The following is a 19,832-nucleotide window of genomic DNA, read 5'->3' as shown; positions in this document are numbered from 1 at the left end:
TTGCAGCTCTGGCCTACTAACGAAGTGAGACGTCATGTTGAAGCAACTACTCGCCGCTCTTGCCGGCACTGTTATGGTGCTCGCGGGCAGTGCTCGGGCGGAAATCGACCCGAATTACCGCATGGTCCTGCTGACCGAGAACTTCCCGCCGTACAACATGGCAATCAACGGCAAGAACTTTGCGCAAGAAGACAATATTGATGGCATCGCGGTGGATATTGTCCGTGAGATGTTCAAGCGTGCCGGCATTCACTACAACATGACCCTGCGCTTCCCTTGGGATCGCATCTACAAATTGGCGCTGGAAAAGCCCGGCTATGGTGTGTTCGTGACCGCGCGTCTGCCTGACCGCGAGGCGCTGTTTAAATGGGTCGGGCCGATTGGTCCCGATGACTGGGTGCTGCTTGGCAAGGCCGATAGCCCCATTACCCTAAACAGCCTGGAAGACGCCAAGCAGTACCAGATAGGTGCCTACAAGGGCGACGCCATTGCGCAGCACCTGGCGGAAAAAGGCCTGGAGCCGGTTACGGCCTTGCGTGACACAGAAAACGCTAAGAAGCTGATGGCTGGCCAGATTGACCTGTGGGCCACGGGCGACCCTGCCGGTCGTTACCTGGCCAAGCAGGAAGGTATTTCCGGTCTGAAAACTATTCTGCGCTTCGACAACGCCGAGCTGTATCTGGCGCTAAACAAAGAGGTGCCGGATGAAGTGGTGCAGAAACTGCAAGCCGAGTTGGACAAGATGCGCAGCGAAGGCTTTGTTGACGATATTCTGAACAACTACCTGTAATGCGTGAAACCAGCGGGCCGGTTACCAGCCGGTCCGCGACCAAGGATGGTTGACGCTAAGTACCCTACGTCGCCGGGCCCGAGCCCGAGCAGGGATGCCGCTAGCTATAATCACAATTCATGCGAGCGGAATGACCTATGTTGAAAACCTTGAAAACCGGCCTGTTGTTAGGCCTGGCGCTGAGCGCATACGCAGCCCGCGCAGAGCTGCCGGATGATTACAAAGTGGTGCTGCTGACCGAGAACTTCCCACCGTTCAACATGGCCGTGGATGACAAGAACTTTGCCCGTGATGATGGTATTGACGGTATCAGCGCCGAGATCGTCCGGGCGATGTTCAAGCGAGCCGGCATCAATTACACCCTGACCTTGCGCTTTCCCTGGGATCGCCTCTATCGCCTGACCCTGGATAAGCCCAACTACGGCCTGTTCTCCACCACCTTCACGCCTGAGCGCCAGCCGCTGTTCAAGTGGGTTGGGCCGCTGGCCAAGACCGGTTGGGTGCTGTTAGCGGCGCCGGGCAATAACCTCAGTGTCGCCAACCTTAAGGACGCTGCGCAGTACCAGATTGGCGCGTACAAGAACGATGCCGTCAGCCAGCACCTGGAAAGCCAGGGTTTGGCGCCGAACAACGCCTTGCGCGATCAGGAAAACATCAAAAAGCTCCTCAGCGGTAAGATCGACCTGTGGGCGACCACTGACCCGGTTGGGCGTTACCTGGCCAAGCAGGAAGGCGTCAGTGGTTTGAATACTGCGCTGCGCTTCAACGAAGCGGAGCTGTATCTGGCGCTGAACAAAGACACCCCCGATGAAGTGGTGCAGCGCCTGCAAAAGGCCCTGGACGAACTGCGTGCTGAGGGCTTTGTCGACGAGATGACCAATAACTACCTGTAGCGCCTGATCGTTGATAAAAAAGCCCGGACTTGATGGCTCAAGTCCGGGCTTTTTAGTACCTGCCTGGCGGCTTTAGTCGCCGCGGGTGACGTTCAGGCCTTTGAGCAAATTCAAGGCCTGGCTCAATTGGTAATCGTCATCCTGCGGGTTGGCTTTGGCCGGCGTTTTGCTCTTGCTCGGTTTATCTGCGCCGCCGTTACCGTTGCCCAGGTGGCCTTGCAGGTCGGCTTCTTTGATGCCGCTCTCGGCCTGCTCGCGGGTCAGCTTGGCGCGCGCCACTTCAATGTCGGGGATGATGCCCTGCGCCTGGATCGAGCGGCCGTTGGGGGTGAAATACAGCGCCGTGGTGAGCTTCAGGGCGCGGTCATTGTTCAGCGGCAGCACGGTTTGCACCGAGCCTTTACCGAAGCTGTCGGTGCCCATCAGTACCGCGCGCTTGTGATCCTGTAGGGCGCCGGCAACGATTTCCGAGGCCGAGGCACTGCCGCCGTTGATCAGCACCACCAGCGGTACGCCTTCGCTGGCGTCAGCCGGGTCGGCGTTGAAGCGCAGCTCGGAGTTGGCGATGCGGCCTTCTGTATAGACGATCAGGCCTTTCTTGAGGAAGTGGTCGGTAACTTCCACGGCGGCTTGCAGCACGCCGCCGGGGTTGTTGCGCAGGTCGAGTACCAGGCCGCGTAGCTTTTTACCGTTGTCCTTGCGCAGCTTGGCCAGCGCCTTGCCGACTTCTTCACCGCTGTTGACTTGGAATTGGGTGATACGGATGTAGCCGTAACCGTCGTCAAGCAGCTGGCTCTTCACGCTCTTGACCTTGATCACTGCGCGCGTTAGCTCGACATCGAAGGGTTTGCCGCCCTCGCGTAGCAGGGTCAGCTCGATATCTGTGCCAGCTTTACCGCGCATTTTCTCGACCGCTTCCATCAACGACAGGCCTTTGGTCGGCTGACCGTTAATTTTCACAATCAGGTCGCCGGGTTGGATGCCGGCGGCAGACGCAGGGGTGTCATCAATGGGCGACACCACCTTGAGAAAGCCGTCTTCGCTACCAAGCTCAATGCCCAGGCCGCCGAATTCGCCGCTGGTGCTTTCCTGCAGATCGCGGAAGGCCTCCGGCTCCAGGTACGCCGAGTGCGGATCAAGGTTGCTGAGCATGCCCTTGATGGCGTTTTCCAGCAGGGTCTTGTCACTGACGGGCTCGACATAGGCCGATTTGATGCGGTCCATGACTTCGGCAAAGGTGCGCAGCTCGTCCAGCGGCAATGGCGCGCTGTCATTGGCGGTTGCTGGTGCTGTGGCCGGCGCGGCAACGGCGGCAGTGCTGCCCAGCAGGGTAACGGCCAGCGCGAGGGCGGTGAGGCGGAACAGATGCGGCATGTTGAACGTACTCCTGGTCCAGAATCGATAAACGCGGCACTTATCCTTGTGCGCGGCACCATTGTGCGGGGTCAATCGGGCGGCCCTGCTGGCGAATAGCGAAATACAGCGCCGAGCTGTCTTGGCCGCCGCTGTTGCCGACGGTGGAGATGGCTTCACCGGCTTTGACCACGTCGCCGGCGTCTTTGAGCAGGCTTTGGTTATGCCCATAGAGGCTCAAGTAACCGTTGCCATGGTCGAGAATGACCAGAAGCCCGGCCCCGCGCAACCAGTCGGCAAACACCACGCGCCCACCATGCACCGCATGCACTTGGCTGCCGGCAGCGGCACCGATCAGTACGCCGTCCCATTTGGTGCGCGCATCACCACCGCGAGGCGTGCCGTAGCGTGCCACAAGGCGGCCATTGACCGGCCAGGGCAGCTTGCCGCGGGCTTTGGCGAATGGCCCGCCGAAGCTTGCGCCAGCGCTGACCAGTGGGCCACTGCTGGCAGGTTTGCCAGGCGTGCTCGGTTGTTGCTCACGTTGCGCCAGCAGCGCTTGCTGGCGCGCCGCTTCGGCCTCGCGAGCCTGACGGGCGAGTGTGGCCTCGATGGTTTTTAGCACCCGCGCCAGATTGGCTTGTTCCTGCTGGCGGGCTTTGAGCTTCTGGTCGCGAGCGGAGAATTCCTTGCTCAGTTTGGCCAGGGCCAGCTGACGTTCTTTGCGCACGCTGGCGAGTTGTTCTCGGCGGCCATCCAGGGCGCTTTTCTGTTCGAGCAGCGTGGCTTGCTGGTTGACGATGTCCTGCTCGACATTGGCGAGCTGGCGCAGGGTTTCATTGAAGGCGCTGAGTTGTTCCATGCGCGCTTCACTGAGGTAATCGTAGTAAGTCAGGGTGCGCGAGAATTTTTCCGGGTTTTGCTGATTGAGCAGCAGCTTGACGTACTCCTGGCGGCCGCTTTGGTAAGCGGCGCGGGCCTGGATGCCAATCAGGCGTTGTTGCTCAAGGCGTGCGCCCTGGAGTTTTTTTTTCTCGCTATCGAGGCGCTGGATTTCCTCTTCACTGTTTTTCAGGTCCTGCTGCAAACCGTTGACCTGCTTTTCTAGCTGGCCCATTTCGCTTTCGGTTTTTTTCAGGTCTTTCTGCACGCCAGATTTCTCCAGCTGCAGCTTCTCCAGCAGTTGCTTGAGCTCGCTGATATCGGCGCGGGCGGCGTCCAGTTTTTTTTGCGCATCGCTCTTCTCGTCGGCAATCGCAGGCGTCAGCAGGAGGGTCAGGAAAATAAGAGCGAGGGCACGAAACATGGGGCTGGCAGCACCTGAATGAAGAACGTGCCTAGTATGCCTAAAAAATGGCCTGGAGCCATGGTCAACGTCACGTTGCGATAGCCCGCAAGCCAGGCGTTGCACCTGGCCTGCGGAGTGCAGGGTTATTTCAGCTCGACAATGCTGGTGCCGGTCATTTCCGCGGGTACTGGCAGGCCCATCAGCGTCAGCAGTGTAGGCGCCACATCGGCCAGCACGCCGCCCGGGCGGATAGCCGCTGGGCGTTTGCCGACGTAGATGAACGGTACCGGTTCGCAGGTGTGCGCGGTGTGCGCCTGACCGGTGCTCTCATCGGCCATTTGCTCGACGTTGCCATGGTCGGCGGTGATCAGCGCTTCACCACCAACCTTGTCCAGCGCGGCGACGATGCGGCCGACACAGCTGTCCAGGCATTCCACAGCGGCTACAGCGGCGGCGAACACGCCGGTGTGGCCGACCATGTCGCCGTTGGCGTAGTTGACGATGATTACGTCATAACGCTGGTGTTCGATGGCATCGACGATTTTGTCGGTGACTTCCGGTGCACTCATCTGCGGCTGCAGGTCGTAGGTGGCGACGTTCGGCGAGGGAATCAGAATGCGTTCTTCGCCGGCAAAGGGTTCTTCACGGCCGCCTGAGAAGAAGAAGGTGACGTGGGCATACTTCTCGGTTTCGGCGATGCGCAGCTGGGTTTTGCCGTTATTCGCCAGGTATTCGCCGAGCACGTTGGTTAGCGCTTCCGGTTTGTAGGCGCTGGGCGCCGGGATGCTGGCGGCGTATTGGGTGAGCATGACGAAGTCGGCCAGCTGCGGGACGCGCGGGCGTTCGAACTCCTTGAAGCCGGGCTCGACAAAGGCGCGGGTCAGTTCACGGGCGCGGTCAGCGCGGAAGTTCATAAACACCACGGCATCGCCGTCTTCCATCTGCACCGGCTCGCCGATGGTGGTGGCTTTGACGAACTCGTCGCTTTCATCGCGGGCATACGCTGCGTTCAGGCCCTCGACGGCAGTGGCCGCGTTGAACTGGCCGTTGCCGTCGACCAGCAGTTGATAGGCTTGCTCGACACGGTCCCAACGATTGTCGCGGTCCATAGCAAAGTAGCGGCCGATCAGGCTGGCGATGCGGCCCTTGCCCAGTTTGGCGAACGCCGCATCGAGCAGCTCGATGGACGGTTGTGCACTGCGCGGCGGGGTGTCGCGGCCGTCGAGAAACGCATGCAGGTAGATTTTCTCTGCACCGCGCTGGGCGGCCAGCTTAGCCATGGCCACCAGGTGGTCCTGATGGCTGTGTACGCCACCTTCTGAAAGTAAGCCGAGGATGTGCAAGGCCTTGCCGGCGCTAACGGCCTTGTCCACCGCCGTGGTGATGGTTGGGTTCGCGAAGAACTCGCCATCGCGGATGGCTTTGGTCACCCGGGTGAAGTCCTGGTACACCACGCGGCCCGCGCCGAGGTTCATATGACCGACCTCGGAATTGCCCATCTGGCCGTCCGGCAGGCCGACATCCATGCCTGAGCCGGATATCAGACCATGGGCTTGGGTGGCGCGCAGATGGTCGTAGACCGGCGTGTTGGCCGCCATGATGGCGTTGGATTCGGGGCTGTCACTGTGGCCGAAGCCATCGAGGATGATCAGTACCAAGGGTTTGGGCGTGGCGCTCATAAAGCAGGCTCGCTCTGCGTGAGGGGCGAATAAAGGCTGGGCATTTTACGGCCATGTGTGGCAAACGTCACCGTCGGGCAGGGTTTGGCCGGCCTGTGTGGCTGTGTATACTGGCCGACATTTTACCGCCCCGGAACCGCACAATGCTCGCCAACTTGATTGAATTTGCCACTACTCACTACGTACTGAGCGGGTTGTTTGTGACCGTGCTTGCACTGCTGATCTTCACCGAAGCGCGTAAGGGCGGGCAGAGCCTGAGCAGCCGCGAGCTGACTGCGCTGGTTAACAGCGAGCAGGGCGTGGTGCTGGATATTCGCGGGCAGAAGGATTTTTCTGCCGGGCATATCGTCGGTGCGCTGAATATCCCCTACGAAAAGCTGGCAGGTCGTATGGTTGAGCTGGACAAGCACAAGGCCAAGACGCTGATCGTGGTCGACGCCATGGGTCAGCATGCCGGCACGGTTTGCCGTGACCTGAAAAAGGCCGGTTTCACTGCCGCCAAACTGTCAGGTGGCATTGCCAGCTGGCGTGGCGACAACCTGCCGCTGGTGAAGTGAGATGCAGCCTGTCGTCATCTACTCCAGCGATTGGTGCCCGTATTGCACCCGCGCCAAGCAGCTGTTGGCGAAAAAGGGCGTGGCGTTTGAAGAAATCAAGGTCGACGGTCAGCCGGACGTGCGTGCGGAAATGACCCGCAAGGCACGCCAGACCTCGGTGCCGCAAATCTGGATTGGCACCACCCATGTGGGCGGCTGCGATGACCTGTATGCCCTGGAGCGCGCCGGCAAGCTCGACGCGCTGCTCAAGGTTTAACTTCCCTGTTTATCCGTACCTAACGACAAGAAGGCTTTGCCATGACAGAACAAGCTAGCAACGGCGCCGCTCAGGGCGAACAGACCCCGCAATTCTCCCTGCAGCGCATCTACGTGCGTGACCTGTCCTTTGAAGCGCCGAAGAGCCCGGAAATTTTCCGCCAAGAGTGGACGCCGAGCGTCGCCATGGACCTCAACACTCGCCAGAAGTCCTTGGACGGTGACTTCCACGAAGTGGTGCTGACGCTCTCGGTAACCGTGAAAAACGGTGAAGAGACAGCGTTTATTGCTGAAGTGCAGCAGGCCGGGATCTTCCTGATCCAGGGTTTGGACGCCGCCTCGATGAGCCATACCCTCGGTGCGTTCTGCCCGAACATCCTCTTCCCGTATGCCCGCGAGACGCTGGACAGCCTGGTAGTGCGGGGTTCTTTCCCGGCGCTGATGCTGGCCCCGGTGAACTTCGATGCGCTGTACGCGCAAGAGCTGCAGCGCATGCAGCAGGCCGCTGCGCCTGCCGTTGCTCACTGAGCCGCTGCCATGCAATAAAAAAGCGCCTGAAGGCGCTTTTTTATTGGCAGTCAAAATAAGGCGGTCTATTCCTGCGACGTTGCGGTCATCGCCTCGGGCATGGCGAACTCATGCTGGCGCCAGGCCTCGTACACCGCCACGGCAACAGTATTGGACAGGTTGAGGCTGCGGCAGCCGTCGCGCATTGGTAGGCGCACGCGTTGCTCGGGGGGCAGGCTGTCGCGCACCTCCTGGGGCAGGCCGCGGCTTTCCGGGCCGAACAGGAAGGCGTCGCCGGGTTGATAGCTGACCTGATGGAACGCTTGCGAGCCCTTGGTAGTGAACGCGAATACACGCGGCTGACCGAGGCTTGCCAGGCAGCTGGCTAGGTCGGCGTGGCGCTGCAGTGTGGCGTATTCGTGATAGTCCAGGCCGGCGCGGCGCAGGCGTTTGTCATCCAGGTCGAAGCCCAGGGGTTCGATCAGGTGCAGGTGGCAGCCGCTGTTGGCGCAGAGCCTGATAATGTTGCCGGTATTCGGTGGAATTTCCGGTTGAAAAAGGATGACGTGAAACATGCGCGGCTCCGAGCTTGAAGGCGAGCAGCATTCTACAGACCCGCGGCCACGTCCGTGGGTGCGGGTAATCGGTTCGTTGGCGTTATTTGGTTTTTTGATCGGCTTGATGATCGGCCGGCTTTTCCAGCCAGACCCGCTCTGGCTGGAGCGGGTTGAGGTGCGTGAGCAGGGTCTTGAACTGTGGTTCAACGTCGAGCCGGTGCCGCGCGAAGAGCATGCGGGAGGCGTTTTTATCCTGCGGCTAGAGAGTTTTGGCCGCGAACAACAAGGCCAGTTGCAGGTGCAGGGGCGCTTGGCCAATTGGCGGTTGCAGCGCGAAAGAAAGGATTTACTGTTGCGAGTGCTGGCGGCCCGTCCTTTGCGCGGCGAGTGGCGCGCTGAAGAGGTGGACGGGCGCTGGCGGCTGCTGGTCAGCTTGGTGGAGCAATAAAAGAGGGGATTCCCCGGCCTGCCTGTACCAAGGTCCCCGAAACTGGGATTGTATGAGTCTATGCAGACTGTGTGCCAGTTTTATTACGTTTGCCGCAGGCCCTGTAAATACTAGGTTTCAGGTGGCATGGGGCGGTTTGTGCGGCGTGCGGGAGCTGGTGGTTGAACCGCCGCTGTGCAGCGCAGCGGTGCGTATGCATTGCTTTGATGCACGCTGGGTGCAATTACCGCCGTAATGAAAACGGGCCCTGTAATGGGCCCGTTTGTATGGTGCGCGGCGTGGCGGCGATTCAGTCGTCGCCATCCTCGTCATCACTGCTGTCGACGTTCATGCCCAGCTCTTTGATTTTGCGCGTCAGGGTGTTGCGCCCCCAGCCCAGCAGTACGGCCGCATCGCGGCGGCGGTCGGCGGTGTGCTTGAGCGCGGTTTCGATCATGATCCGCTCAAAGGCCGGCACCGCCGTATCCAGCAGGTTGGATTGGCCGCGGCCCAGTGCCTGCTCGGCCCACTGCCGCAAGCCCTGTTCCCAGCTGCTGGCCGGGGCGTTTTCCTGTGGCTGGCTGAGCAGCTCGGGCGGTAGGTCGCCAACATGCACCTCACGGCCTGAGGCCATGACGGTAATCCAGCGGCAGGTGTTTTCCAGTTGGCGCACGTTACCCGGCCAAGGTAGCTGCGCCAGGTAGTTTTCGGTTTCACTTTTCAGCAGTTTTGGTTCAACGGCCAGCTCCAGCGCGGCGCGGCTAAGAAAATGCCGGGCCAGGGTGGGGATGTCTTCACGGCGATCAGACAGGCGTGGGATGTGGATGCGAATCACGTTGAGGCGGTGGAACAGGTCTTCGCGGAACTTGCCGGCTTGCACCAGTATTTCCAGGTTCTGGTGGGTGGCGGCAATGATGCGCACATCTACTTTGACTGGGGTGTGACCACCGACCCGGTAGAACTCGCCGTCCGCCAGTACGCGCAGCAGGCGGGTTTGCGTATCGGCCGGCATGTCGCCGATTTCGTCGAGAAACAGGGTGCCGCCGTCGGCCTGCTCGAAGCGCCCGCGACGTTGATTGGCTGCGCCGGTAAAGGCCCCTTTTTCATGGCCGAATAGCTCGGACTCCATGAGGTCTTTGGGGATCGCCGCCATGTTCAGGGCGATAAACGGTGAGGCTGCCCGTGGGCTGTGGCGGTGCAGGGCATGAGCGACCAGCTCCTTACCCGTGCCGGACTCGCCGTTAATCAGCACGGTGATGTTGGAGTGTGAGAGGCGGCCGATGGCGCGGAACACCTCCTGCATCGCCGGTGCTTCACCGATGATCTCCGGCGTGGGGGGCTGCTCGACCGGTACGCTAAGGCCTTGTTGCTCCTGGGCGTGCTGGTTGGCGCGCTTGACCAGGGCGACGGCTTCGTCAACGTCGAATGGCTTGGGTAGGTATTCAAACGCACCGCCCTGATAGGAGGCCACGGCGCTGTCGAGGTCGGAGTGCGCGGTCATGATGATCACGGGCAGGCGCGGGTGCATTTCACGAATGCGCGCCAGCAGCTCAAGGCCACTGGCGCCGGGCATGCGGATATCGGAGAGGATGACATCGGGCTGCTGCCGCGCCAGGCGGCTGAGGACGCCGTCGGCGCTGTCAAAACTCTGGGTGGTCATGCCTTCCTGTTGCAGGGCCTTTTCCAGGACCCAGCGGATAGAGCGGTCGTCATCGACAATCCAGACGGTTTCACTGCTGCTCATGACGGCGTTACTCCTTGTTCCAGAGGCAGGAAGATCGAGAACACGGTATGGCCAGGATGGCTCTCGCACTCGATCAGGCCTTGGTGCTGACTAATGATGTTCTGGGTAATGGCCAGGCCCAGCCCGGTGCCGTCGGCACGCCCGCTGACCATGGGGTAGAAGATGGTTTCTTGCAGTTCGGCGGGGATGCCGGGGCCGTTATCGATAATTTCGATTTTGGTTACTAGGCGATGGCGGCAATGGCCAATGGTGAACTGGCGCAATGTGCGGGTGCGTAAGGTGATGCGCCCCAGGCGCAGGTCGCTCTGCGCGGCGAGAGCCTGCATGGCATTGCGTACGATGTTCAGCACCGCCTGGATCATCTGCTCGCGGTCGATCAGCACATCCGGAATGCTCGGGTCGTAGTCACGCACCAAAATGATGCTGCCTTGGCTTTCGGCCTCTACCAGGCTGCATACGCGCTCTAGTACTTCATGCACATTGGTCATGGCCAGCGAGGGCAGCTTGTTCGAGCCGAGCATGCGGTCCACCAGATTACGCAGGCGGTCGGCCTCCTCGATGATCACATTGGTGTAATCCTTGAGGCTCTCTTCGGGCAGTTGGCGGGCCAGTAACTGCGCGGCGCCGCGGATGCCACCGAGGGGGTTCTTGATTTCATGGGCCAAGCCGCGCACCAGCATTTTGGTGGTTTCCTGCTTGGACAGCTGCGCCTCTTCCTTGGTGATGCGCAGCAGGCGGTCGCGCGGGTGCACTTCAAGCAGCAGCAGGGTTTCCCCACAGCTGAGGACCGGGGTCACGGCGTAGTCGACGGTCAGCGTCTGGCCGTTAACCGAGGTCAGCACGGCTTCGCGTTTGTTGAACGGATGAGCGTTCTGTACGGACTGGCGCAGCGCACTCAGCGCTTCGCTGGACTCGGTAAACAGCTCACTGATGAACTGGCCATGGCTGCGCTGGCCGCTGACGGCGAGGAGCATCTCCGCTGCCGGGTTCATGTACTCAAGGCGCAGGTCGTCGTTGAGCAGCAGCGTGGCAGTGGTCAGGTTGTCCAGTAGCAGGCGATGCAGTGCGTCGTTGATGATCATAGTGGATGTCAGCAGACCCTTGGGTTCCAGCAATGCAGCTGGAAAATGCAAGAAGCAAACCAAAGCCCCGAAAAGAAGCGTGTTTGGCCGTGGGATGCCGGAAATTAGCTGCTTTTCAGCGCAGCGGGGCCGTATGACGCGACCCAAAACAGGGAGAGTATAGAAATGCCGGGCAATATGCGCACTGGTTTGGTGCGCCCTGGTCTGTTAGATGAACGGAACGAAAGGGATGTCTTTCTTTTCCGGTGGCTTGTCCTTCAGCGGGCATTCCGGGCGTACGCCGTAATCCGCTTTTTTGCAGGGATTGGCCTTACGCTTCTGCGCCAGGGAAATGCGCTGCATATGGAAGGGTTGAGTGGGCGTGCGCTCGATGATGCGACCTGCCTGGTCAATAACTTCCACCGCCAGTTGATGAGTGCCGCGGTCGATATTCTCCAGCGGGAACACTGGGCTGCTGCCCACTTCGCCCACGGGTTTGCCGTCCAGTAGCAGGCGATAGCTGTGCTGCGTAAACAGGCCGGGCTCGCTGTTGATGCTGACAATCAGGTTGCCGGCGCTGTCGCGGATGGTGGCGTCGGGCTGCGGTACCAGAATACGCAGCAGGCTGTAACGCTGCGCCGGTTCTGGTGGGGTGCTTACAACCTGGGTGGCGGTGGGTGTCTGGATCGCCGGCATTGAGTTGCTCGGCGCCAGCTCGACGCGCTCGGCATTGCCCGACTTGGGTTTGTCAGTGAAAACGCGATTCCCTTCGGCGTCTACATAGGTATAGACCTGCGCCAGGGAGGGCAGGGCCAGCAGCATCAGGCCGCAGAACAACAGGTTGCGCATAGGTTAGGGCGCCGGTTTGGGTTTTGGCGTAGGTGCTGGCGGTCGCAGGGCCGGGCTGCTGGTGTTGACCCGTTGCACGGTAAAGGTGGTGGTGGCGCTTTGCTGGATCGACTGCTCGCCGCTTAGCACTTCCACGGCCAGGCTGTGCTCGCCGCGGTCGGCATTACTGACTTGCAGGCGCGGCACGTTGCTCGGCTGGCCATAGGGCTTGCCATCGAGCAGCAGGCGCAGACGGTGATTATTGGCCAGGCGCGGCTCTATCGTCACCCCGACGCTGAAGGTGCCATTGTTGGCGCGCATGGCCTCATCCGTGGGTAGGCCCGTCAGCTGCAAGGTGCTGTAAGGCGCCGCCTTTTCAAGGGTGTTGTCGGTTGGCGGTGCAGCTGGAGCGCTGGGCACTGGCATCGATACGCTATTGGTGGCGGGTAGCGCGATACTTTCTGTCGCTTGGCCTTCTGGCGGCTGGTCGGTGAATACCGTGTTGCCATTGGCGTCGGTGTATTTGTAGATCTGTGCACTGGCCGGCAATGCCAGGCTCAGCAGTAGGCAGATGAGTAGAGGGCGCATGCCGGACTCTCCCAGTTAATGTGCCCTAAGCGTTGCACTGCTTAGGCGCCCTGGCAAGCGCGCAGATGGTGTGGCGTATACCGGCGCAGAAAACATCGGGCTTAAAGGCGCTGGGTGCTTGGCAGTGGGCAGAATACAGATGCAAAAAGGCCACCCGAAGGTGGCCTCTTGTGTTGCGTGCGGTGTTAGACGCTGTAGTACAGGTCATATTCCAGCGGGTGTACGAAGGTGCGAACCTTAACTTCTTCTTCCGATTTCAGCTCGGTGAAGGATTCCAAGAAGTCCTTGGTGAAGACGTTTCCCTTGAGCAGGAAGTCGTGGTCGGCTTCCAGTGCTTCCAGTGCTTCTTTCAGGCTGCCGCACACTTGCGGAATCAGCTTGGACTCTTCCGGTGGCAGGTCGTAGAGGTTCTTGTCGGCAGCATCGCCAGGGTGAATCTTATTCTGGATACCGTCGATACCTGCCATCAGCAGAGCAGCGAATGCCAGATACGGGTTGGCTGCCGGGTCTGGGAAGCGTGCTTCGATACGACGGCCGCGCGGGCTGGCGACGTAAGGAATACGGATCGATGCCGAGCGATTGCGTGCCGAGTAAGCCAGCATCACTGGCGCTTCGAAGCCTGGCACCAGGCGCTTGTAGGAGTTGGTGGACGGGTTGGTCAGCGCGTTCAGCGCCTTGCCATGCTTGATGATGCCGCCAACGAAGTACAGGGCAGTGTCGGACAGGCCCGCATAGCCTTCACCGGCGAAGGTGTTCTTGCCATCTTTGGCGATGGACATGTGTACGTGCATGCCTGAACCGTTGTCGCCATACAGCGGCTTCGGCATAAAGGTGGCAGTGCGGCCGTAAGCTTCGGCGACGTTGTGTACGCAGTACTTGAGGGTCTGCACTTCGTCAGCTTTGGCAACCAAAGTGTTGAATTTCACCCCGATTTCGTTCTGGCCAGGGGCTACTTCATGGTGGTGCACTTCAACGATCTGGCCCATTTCTTCCAGAGCGTTGCACATGGCGGTACGGATTTCGTGATCCGAGTCGGCTGGTGGAGTCGGCAGGTAGCCGCCTTTCACGCCGATGCGGTGGCCATTGTTGCCCTGGCGGCCTTCGGTATCAGCGTCGCTGTTCCACGAGGCCTGTTCGGAGAAAATCTTGAACATCGAGCCAGACATGTCCGACTTGAACTTAACGGAGTCGAAGATGAAGAACTCAGGCTCTGGACCAACAAATACGGTGTCGCCGATGCCGGTGGTCTTCAGGAACTCTTCGGCACGCTTGGCAATGGCGCGTGGGTCGCGCTCGTAGCCCTGCATGGTAGACGGCTCAATCACATCGCACACCAGAATCAGAGTGGGCTCTTCGGTGAATGGGTCCAGTACCGCAGAGCTGTCATCCGGCAGCAGAATCATGTCGGAGGCTTCGATGCCTTTCCAGCCTTCGATGGAGGAGCCGTCGAACATCTTGCCGACTTCGAAGAAGTCTTCGTCCAGTGCGTCGCGTGCTGGCATGCTGATGTGGTGCTGCTTGCCGCGAATGTCAGTGAAGCGCAGGTCAACCCACTTCACGTCGTGTTCTTTAATAAGTTGAATCGACTTCGACATGCTGTCCTCCAGGTGGCTAAGGCTCGAATGCTGAGCCCCTCAATAATATGGTACGGCGCGCCGGCATAGTCCGTCGGCGTACCTTGCCTCACAAGGGAGCAAATTGCATGCCAGTGCACGGAATTGGGTGGGCGCCCTGAAAGTCAGGGCTCGCGGCGGTTGCTAGGTGCTGTTTAGGTAATATGCGCACCTTTATGGTTCGCTGTATTTGCGTAATGCACACAAATAGTGCACTGATGGGTGGTGTGAGGATTTTTGATCAAAGCGTGAGCAATTTCCGCTATAATCCGCGCCCCTGTTTTTTCGCGGCCTCGGCACTCATAGTTTTCATGAAACTGATCGTTAAAGTCTTCCCAGAAATCACCATTAAAAGTCGGCCGGTGCGTAAGCACTTTATCCGGCAGCTGGCGAAGAACATTCGTTCGGTTTTGCGTGAGTTCGATCCACAGCTGCAGGTCAGCGGTGTGTGGGACAACCTGGAAGTCGAAACCCTGATCAGTGAGCCGAAGACCCTGCAGGCGATGATCGAACGCCTGAGCTGCACGCCGGGCATCACGCATTTTTTGCAGGTCGATGAATACCCGCTGGGTGACTTTGATGACGTGCTGGCGAAGTGCAAACAGCACTTCGCTGATCAACTGCCGGGCAAAATCTTCGCCGTACGCTGCAAGCGCGCCGGCAAACATGCGTTCAGCTCCATGGATATCGAGCGCTATGTTGGCAGCCAGCTGCGTCAGCAGTGTGGTGCGGCCGGTATCTCGCTGAAAGACCCCGACGTTGTGGTGCGCATGGAAATCCGCGACCAGCGCCTGTTCGTGATTCATCACCAGCACCAAGGGTTGGGCGGTTATCCACTGGGTTCGCTGGAGCAGAGCCTAGTGTTGATGAGCGGTGGTTTCGACTCCACCGTTGCCGCCTACCAGATGATGCGCCGCGGCCTGGTCACGCATTTTTGCTTCTTTAACCTCGGCGGTCGTGCTCACGAGCTGGGCGTGATGGAAGTGGCGCACTACCTCTGGCAAAAGTACGGCAGCTCGCAGCGCGTGCTGTTTATCAGCGTGCCATTCGAGGAAGTGCTCGGCGAGATTCTCGGCAAAGTCGATAACAGCCACATGGGCGTGATCCTCAAACGCATGATGCTGCGCGCGGCTACACGCATGGCTGAGCGCCTGCAGATTGAGGCGCTGGTGACCGGTGAGGCGATCTCCCAAGTCTCCAGCCAGACCTTGACCAACCTGGCGGTAATCGACTCTGCCACCGATATGCTGGTGCTGCGTCCGCTGCTGGCCAGCCATAAACAAGACATCATCGACACCGCCACGCAGATCGGCACCGCCGAATTTGCCAAGCACATGCCGGAATACTGCGGGGTGATTTCGGTCAACCCGACCACTCGGGCGAAGAAGCCGCGGGTCGAGCATGAAGAGGGCCAGTTCGACATGGCGGTCCTCGACCGCGCCCTAGAGCGTGCGACCTTGCTGCCGATCGACAAAGTGATCGACGAGCTGGGCAAGGACGTTAAGGTTGAGGAGGTCAGCGAAGCGCTGGCCGGCCAGGTCATCATCGATATCCGTCACCCGGATAATGCCGAAGAGCATCCGCTCGAACTGCCCGGTATAGAGGTGCAATCGCTGCCCTTCTATGCGTTGAACAGCCGCTTTAAAGAACTGGATGACGCGCGGCAATACCTGCTGTATTGCGATAAGGGCGTCATGAGCCGTTTGCATGCCCATCACCTGTTGAGCGAGGGGCATGCCAATGTGCGCGTTTATCGTCCGACATAAGACGCCTGGGTTGAATGGCGGTAGCATTCGCCATCGCCCTCCCGACATACCGGCGGCGTGAAGCAGGCTTTTACGCCGCCGAGCAGAAATCGCATTTAGTTAATACTCGCCGCCTACACTAGGCGGCACACCGAATCCTCTGATTGAGATACACACGTGATCGAGAAACTACGCAACATCGCCATCATTGCCCACGTTGACCATGGTAAGACCACCCTGGTTGACGCCCTGCTGCGTCAATCCGGCACCCTGGAACGCAGCGAGCTCAACGACGAGCGCGTGATGGACAGCAACGACCAGGAAAAAGAGCGCGGCATTACCATTCTGGCCAAGAACACCGCGATCAACTGGGGTGGCTACCACATCAACATCGTTGACACCCCCGGCCACGCCGACTTCGGTGGCGAAGTAGAGCGCGTGATGTCGATGGTTGACTCCGTGCTGCTGGTGGTTGATGCCCAAGACGGCCCGATGCCGCAAACCCGCTTCGTGACCAAAAAGGCCTTCGAAGCCGGCCTGCGTCCGATCGTCGTGATCAACAAGATTGACCGTCCGGGTGCGCGTCCTGATTGGGTTCTGGACCAGATCTTCGACCTGTTCGACAACCTCGGCGCGACCGAAGATCAGCTGGACTTCAAAGTCGTCTACGCCTCGGCCCTGAACGGTGTTGCTGGCCTGGATCACGCTGAAATGAGCGAGAACTTGGACCCGCTGTACCAGTCCATCGTCGACAACGTGCCGGCCCCAGCGGTTGACGTTGATGGTCCGTTCCAGATGCAAATCTCCGCACTGGACTACAACAGCTTCCTCGGCATCATCGGCGTTGGCCGTATTGCGCGTGGCAAGGTCAAGCCGAACACCCCAGTTGTGGCGATTGGCGCTGACGGTAAGAAGCGTAACGGTCGTATCCTCAAGCTGATGGGTCACCATGGCCTGCACCGTGTAGACGTTGAAGAAGCAGGCGCCGGCGACATCGTTTGCGTCAGCGGTATGGACCAGCTGTTCATCTCCGACACCCTGTGCGACATCAACCATGTTGAGGCGATGACCCCGCTGACCGTTGACGAGCCAACCGTATCCATGACCTTCCAGGTCAACGATTCGCCGTTCTGCGGTAAAGAAGGCAAGTTCGTTACCAGCCGCAACATCAAAGAGCGTCTGGACAAAGAGCTGCTGTACAACGTGGCCCTGCGTGTTGAAGAAGGCGACAGCGCTGACAAGTTCAAGGTCTCCGGCCGTGGTGAGCTGCACCTCTCGGTACTGATCGAAACCATGCGTCGCGAAGGCTTCGAAATGGGTGTGGGTCGTCCGGAAGTGATCATCCGTACAGTCGACGGCGTGAAGCAGGAACCGTTCGAGAACGTCACCATCGACACCCCGGAAGAATCCCAGGGCAAGGTCATGGAAGAAATGGGCCTGCGTAAAGGCGACCTGACCAACATGGTGCCGGATGGAAAAGGCCGTGTACGTCTGGAATACAACATCCCTGCGCGTGGTCTGATCGGTTTCCGTAACCAGTTCCTGACCCTGACCAACGGTGCTGGCATCCTGACCTCGATCTTCGATCGCTACGACACCATGAAGTCGGGCCAGATGTCCGGTCGTCAGAACGGCGTTCTGGTTTCGGTTGAAACCGGCAAGGCACTGACCTACTCCCTGGAAACCCTGCAAGCACGCGGCAAGCTGTTTGTTGAGCACGGTCAGGAAATCTACAACGGTCAGATCGTCGGTCTGAACAGCCGTGACACCGATATGGGCGTTAACCCTACCAAGGGCAAGAAGCTCGACAACATGCGTGCTTCGGGTAAAGACGAAACCATCGCGCTGGTTCCACCTGTTCGCTTCACCCTGGAACAGGCTCTGGAATTCATCCAGGACGACGAGCTGTGTGAAGTGACGCCGAAGTCGATCCGTCTGCGTAAGAAAATCCTCGACGAAGGCGAGCGTACCCGCGCTGCCAAGAAAGCCAAGAACTGATCCAGTTCTAGCTAACTGAAAAGCCCCCGCCGGCGAGAGCCGGCGGGGGCTTTTTCTTGGGTGGGTAAAAAATTGCTCACTGAATCAGGGTGTTTGACGGAATTTTCACAGAGCGGCTGGCATAAAGACCGCAGTCATTTAGATGTCATGAGGTCGCCATGTCTGCAGCATTACAAGCGTCGCCGCGCCAGCGCGTGGATTGGGCTGGGTTAGGCTGGGCTTTTTTATTCTTCTGGTATTTCTCCGGCGTTACCCAGTTATTGATTCAGCTGACCGGTACGGCGGGGTTTTCCGGCTTTCGTCAGGCATTTCTGGTCAGCGCGTTGTGGCTGGTGCCGTTGTTGCTGTGGCCGGCCCGCGCCCGCCAGTTGGCGGCGGTGATTGGCACATTGCTGTGGCTGTGCTCGTTGGGCAGTTTTGGCTACTTTCTGGTCTACGGTCAGGAGTTCTCGCAGAGCGTGATTTTTATCATGTTCGAATCGAACATGAATGAGAGCCGCGAGTACCTGATTCAGTATTTCGCCTGGTGGATGCTGCCAGCCTTCGCGGCCTATGGCCTGGGTGGTTGGCTGTTGTGGCGCAAGGTGCGTCCGGTCTACCTGTCGCGTCCTGGCGCATTGTTTGCGGCGGCCCTGGCGGTGTTCGTCTCGGTGGGCTATCCGGCACTACGCCAGTTCACTAAACACGACAGCTGGCAGGCAGGCTTTGATAACTTTGCCCAGCGCATTGAAGCGGCCACGCCTTGGCAGTTGGCGGTGGGCTATAAGAATTACAGTGAGCAACTGGCCAATATGCAGGTGCTGTTGGCTGAAAACGCCAGCATCCCACCCTTGGCCAATTTGCAGGATACCCATGCGGGACAGCCCGCTACGTTGGTTTTGGTGATCGGTGAGTCGACCAACCGTCAGCGCATGAGCCTGTATGGTTACCCGCGTGCGACCACACCGGAGCTGGATGCACTGCGCGATCAGTTGCAGGTGTTTGATAACGTGGTGACCCCGCGTCCTTACACCATCGAAGCCTTGCAGCAGGTGCTGACCTTTGCCGATCAGGAACACCCCGAGCGCTACCTGACCACGCCATCGGTGATCAACCTGATGAAGCAGGCGGGCTACAAGACCTACTGGATCACCAACCAGCAGACCATGACCAAGCGCAACACCATGCTCACGACCTTTTCTGAGCAGGCAGATGAGCAGTTTTACCTGAACAATAACCGTGAACAGAACGCCCGCCAGTATGACGGTGACGTGCTGGCGCCTTTTGCCAGGGTGCTGGCCGATGGCGCGCCGCGCAAATTTATTGTGGTGCACCTGTTGGGCACGCACATGAGCTACCAGTACCGCTATCCGCCTGAGTTCGAACGCTTTACGGACCGTGCTGGTGTCCCGGCCAATGTTACGGATGATCAGCTGCCGACCTATAACAGCTACGACAACGCGGTGCTGTATAACGACCATGTGGTGGCCAGCTTGATCAAGGATTTAGCAGGCGCGCAGGCCAATGGCATGTTGCTCTACCTCTCTGATCACGGCGAAGCGGTATTCGATGCACCCAAGCCCGACGTGCTGGGCCGTAACGAGGCCGCGCCGACCAGCCCGATGTACACCGTGCCGTTTATCTTGTGGAATTCGCCCCAGTGGCAGGCGCAGCAACCCCGTGACTTCACCGCCACGCTGTCGCGGCCGTACAGCTCATCGCACTTTATCCACACCTGGGCCGACTTGGCCGGCCTGAGCTTTGATGAGTACGACGCGCACAAGAGCGTGGTGAGCAGTGACTTCCAAGCAATGCCGCTACTGATCGGCAACCCCGCGCAGCCTAAGAGCCTGATCGATTTCAGCCTGATCAAGCCCAAGACCAGTGCAGGGCGCTTAGCCCAACGTGATGAGGCGCGCGCGGCTGAGCTGTAATTCACTGGACATTGATCACTAAAAAGCCCCCGTCAG

At 59.5% G+C, this 19,832-nt stretch carries 18 protein-coding genes; 9 read left to right on the top strand and 9 right to left on the bottom strand.

The genetic code is table 11. The features are described from left to right. Nucleotides 1-34 precede the first annotated feature (34 nt). Nucleotides 35-790 (top strand): substrate-binding periplasmic protein, encoded by a 756-nt coding sequence (locus tag SOP97_RS15145; protein ID WP_322949937.1) that lies wholly within the window; start codon nt 35-37, stop codon nt 788-790. Nucleotides 791-927: 137 nt separating this feature from the next. Then, the gene (locus tag SOP97_RS15140; RefSeq protein WP_322949935.1) at nt 928-1,683 is read left to right on the top strand and encodes a substrate-binding periplasmic protein; all 756 of its coding nucleotides are present in this window, start codon (nt 928-930) and stop codon (nt 1,681-1,683) included. 72 nt (nt 1,684-1,755) lie between these two features. Here SOP97_RS15140 and SOP97_RS15135 read toward each other — a convergent pair whose 3' ends face one another. The 3 genes from SOP97_RS15135 to gpmI all read right to left on the bottom strand — a co-directional run bounded on the left by SOP97_RS15135 (nt 1,756) and on the right by gpmI (nt 6,003). Next, on the bottom strand, nt 1,756-3,057 hold the full coding sequence (locus SOP97_RS15135) for a S41 family peptidase (RefSeq protein WP_322949934.1): 1,302 nt from the start codon (nt 3,055-3,057) through the stop codon (nt 1,756-1,758). Nucleotides 3,058-3,097: 40 nt separating this feature from the next. Beyond that, a complete protein-coding gene (locus SOP97_RS15130) occupies nt 3,098-4,342 on the bottom strand; it encodes a murein hydrolase activator EnvC family protein (RefSeq protein ID WP_322949932.1) in 1,245 nt (414 codons plus the stop codon). A gap of 125 nt (nt 4,343-4,467) precedes the next feature. Beyond that, the gene (gene gpmI, locus SOP97_RS15125; protein ID WP_322949930.1) at nt 4,468-6,003 is read right to left on the bottom strand and encodes a 2,3-bisphosphoglycerate-independent phosphoglycerate mutase; all 1,536 of its coding nucleotides are present in this window, start codon (nt 6,001-6,003) and stop codon (nt 4,468-4,470) included. Between the two features lie 143 nt (nt 6,004-6,146). Between gpmI and SOP97_RS15120 the strand changes: the two genes are divergently transcribed. The 3 genes from SOP97_RS15120 to secB are packed head-to-tail and all read left to right on the top strand — an operon-like array spanning nt 6,147 to nt 7,343. Next, complete coding sequence (locus SOP97_RS15120; RefSeq protein ID WP_322949928.1) at nt 6,147-6,560, top strand: rhodanese-like domain-containing protein; 414 nt, start codon at nt 6,147-6,149, stop codon at nt 6,558-6,560. Nucleotide 6,561: 1 nt separating this feature from the next. Then, the gene (grxC, locus tag SOP97_RS15115) at nt 6,562-6,816 is read left to right on the top strand and encodes a glutaredoxin 3 (protein WP_274087631.1); all 255 of its coding nucleotides are present in this window, start codon (nt 6,562-6,564) and stop codon (nt 6,814-6,816) included. Between the two features lie 41 nt (nt 6,817-6,857). Beyond that, a complete protein-coding gene (gene secB / locus SOP97_RS15110) occupies nt 6,858-7,343 on the top strand; it encodes a protein-export chaperone SecB (protein ID WP_322949926.1) in 486 nt (161 codons plus the stop codon). 65 nt (nt 7,344-7,408) lie between these two features. Here secB and trmL read toward each other — a convergent pair whose 3' ends face one another. Continuing rightward, a complete protein-coding gene (trmL, locus tag SOP97_RS15105) occupies nt 7,409-7,897 on the bottom strand; it encodes a tRNA (uridine(34)/cytosine(34)/5-carboxymethylaminomethyluridine(34)-2'-O)-methyltransferase TrmL (protein ID WP_322949924.1) in 489 nt (162 codons plus the stop codon). Here trmL and SOP97_RS15100 point away from each other — a divergent pair. Beyond that, nucleotides 7,896-8,327, top strand: a complete 432-nt coding sequence (locus SOP97_RS15100) for a hypothetical protein (protein WP_274087628.1) — start codon at nt 7,896-7,898, stop codon at nt 8,325-8,327. The two genes, trmL and SOP97_RS15100, sit on opposite strands and share 2 nt — an antisense overlap. A gap of 289 nt (nt 8,328-8,616) precedes the next feature. On the opposite strand, the gene ntrC is transcribed toward SOP97_RS15100, so the two are convergent. From ntrC to glnA, 5 genes are all read right to left on the bottom strand, one after another. Then, nucleotides 8,617-10,050 carry a nitrogen regulation protein NR(I) gene (ntrC, locus tag SOP97_RS15095; RefSeq protein ID WP_322949921.1) on the bottom strand — a complete coding sequence of 478 codons (1,434 nt, stop codon included), beginning with the start codon at nt 10,048-10,050 and terminating at the stop codon, nt 8,617-8,619. Continuing rightward, nucleotides 10,047-11,132, bottom strand: a complete 1,086-nt coding sequence (gene glnL, locus SOP97_RS15090) for a nitrogen regulation protein NR(II) (protein WP_411912072.1) — start codon at nt 11,130-11,132, stop codon at nt 10,047-10,049. The genes ntrC and glnL overlap by 4 nt, the downstream gene beginning before the upstream one ends. Nucleotides 11,133-11,339: 207 nt before the next feature. Then, nucleotides 11,340-11,960, bottom strand: a complete 621-nt coding sequence (locus SOP97_RS15085; RefSeq protein ID WP_322949919.1) for a DUF4124 domain-containing protein — start codon at nt 11,958-11,960, stop codon at nt 11,340-11,342. Nucleotides 11,961-11,963: 3 nt separating this feature from the next. Continuing rightward, complete coding sequence (locus SOP97_RS15080) at nt 11,964-12,527, bottom strand: DUF4124 domain-containing protein (RefSeq protein ID WP_322949917.1); 564 nt, start codon at nt 12,525-12,527, stop codon at nt 11,964-11,966. Between the two features lie 185 nt (nt 12,528-12,712). Further along, complete coding sequence (glnA, locus tag SOP97_RS15075; RefSeq protein ID WP_322949915.1) at nt 12,713-14,122, bottom strand: type I glutamate--ammonia ligase; 1,410 nt, start codon at nt 14,120-14,122, stop codon at nt 12,713-12,715. A 329-nt stretch (nt 14,123-14,451) separates the two neighbouring features. Between glnA and thiI the strand changes: the two genes are divergently transcribed. The 3 genes from thiI (at nt 14,452) to cptA (ending at nt 19,796) form a co-directional block, all read left to right on the top strand. Then, nucleotides 14,452-15,906: a tRNA uracil 4-sulfurtransferase ThiI gene (gene thiI, locus SOP97_RS15070; RefSeq protein ID WP_322949912.1), complete on the top strand. Its 1,455-nt coding sequence runs from the start codon at nt 14,452-14,454 to the stop codon at nt 15,904-15,906. A gap of 156 nt (nt 15,907-16,062) precedes the next feature. Then, the gene (typA, locus tag SOP97_RS15065) at nt 16,063-17,883 is read left to right on the top strand and encodes a translational GTPase TypA (protein ID WP_274087622.1); all 1,821 of its coding nucleotides are present in this window, start codon (nt 16,063-16,065) and stop codon (nt 17,881-17,883) included. A 158-nt stretch (nt 17,884-18,041) separates the two neighbouring features. After that, nucleotides 18,042-19,796 (top strand): phosphoethanolamine transferase CptA, encoded by a 1,755-nt coding sequence (gene cptA / locus SOP97_RS15060; RefSeq protein WP_274087621.1) that lies wholly within the window; start codon nt 18,042-18,044, stop codon nt 19,794-19,796. Nucleotides 19,797-19,832 lie beyond the last annotated feature (36 nt).

The organism is Pseudomonas spirodelae (assembly GCF_034653255.1).
Classification (GTDB): domain Bacteria; phylum Pseudomonadota; class Gammaproteobacteria; order Pseudomonadales; family Pseudomonadaceae; genus Aquipseudomonas; species Aquipseudomonas spirodelae.
This window is presented reverse-complemented; position numbering and strand designations above follow the sequence as displayed.

Bases quoted from the DNA above. Each gene is read 5' to 3' on its own strand.
- SOP97_RS15145 (WP_322949937.1), top strand. From the start codon at position 35: ATGTTGAAGCAACTACTCGCCGCTCTTGCCGGCACTGTTATGGTGCTC.
- SOP97_RS15140 (WP_322949935.1), top strand. From the start codon at position 928: ATGTTGAAAACCTTGAAAACCGGCCTGTTGTTAGGCCTGGCGCTGAGC.
- SOP97_RS15135 (WP_322949934.1), bottom strand. From the start codon at position 3,057: ATGCCGCATCTGTTCCGCCTCACCGCCCTCGCGCTGGCCGTTACCCTG.
- SOP97_RS15130 (WP_322949932.1), bottom strand. From the start codon at position 4,342: ATGTTTCGTGCCCTCGCTCTTATTTTCCTGACCCTCCTGCTGACGCCT.
- gpmI (WP_322949930.1), bottom strand. From the start codon at position 6,003: ATGAGCGCCACGCCCAAACCCTTGGTACTGATCATCCTCGATGGCTTC.
- SOP97_RS15120 (WP_322949928.1), top strand. From the start codon at position 6,147: ATGCTCGCCAACTTGATTGAATTTGCCACTACTCACTACGTACTGAGC.
- grxC (WP_274087631.1), top strand. From the start codon at position 6,562: ATGCAGCCTGTCGTCATCTACTCCAGCGATTGGTGCCCGTATTGCACC.
- secB (WP_322949926.1), top strand. From the start codon at position 6,858: ATGACAGAACAAGCTAGCAACGGCGCCGCTCAGGGCGAACAGACCCCG.
- SOP97_RS15100 (WP_274087628.1), top strand. From the start codon at position 7,896: ATGCGCGGCTCCGAGCTTGAAGGCGAGCAGCATTCTACAGACCCGCGG.
- trmL (WP_322949924.1), bottom strand. From the start codon at position 7,897: ATGTTTCACGTCATCCTTTTTCAACCGGAAATTCCACCGAATACCGGC.
- ntrC (WP_322949921.1), bottom strand. From the start codon at position 10,050: ATGAGCAGCAGTGAAACCGTCTGGATTGTCGATGACGACCGCTCTATC.
- glnL (WP_411912072.1), bottom strand. From the start codon at position 11,132: ATGATCATCAACGACGCACTGCATCGCCTGCTACTGGACAACCTGACC.
- SOP97_RS15085 (WP_322949919.1), bottom strand. From the start codon at position 11,960: ATGCGCAACCTGTTGTTCTGCGGCCTGATGCTGCTGGCCCTGCCCTCC.
- SOP97_RS15080 (WP_322949917.1), bottom strand. From the start codon at position 12,527: ATGCGCCCTCTACTCATCTGCCTACTGCTGAGCCTGGCATTGCCGGCC.
- glnA (WP_322949915.1), bottom strand. From the start codon at position 14,122: ATGTCGAAGTCGATTCAACTTATTAAAGAACACGACGTGAAGTGGGTT.
- thiI (WP_322949912.1), top strand. From the start codon at position 14,452: ATGAAACTGATCGTTAAAGTCTTCCCAGAAATCACCATTAAAAGTCGG.
- cptA (WP_274087621.1), top strand. From the start codon at position 18,042: ATGTCTGCAGCATTACAAGCGTCGCCGCGCCAGCGCGTGGATTGGGCT.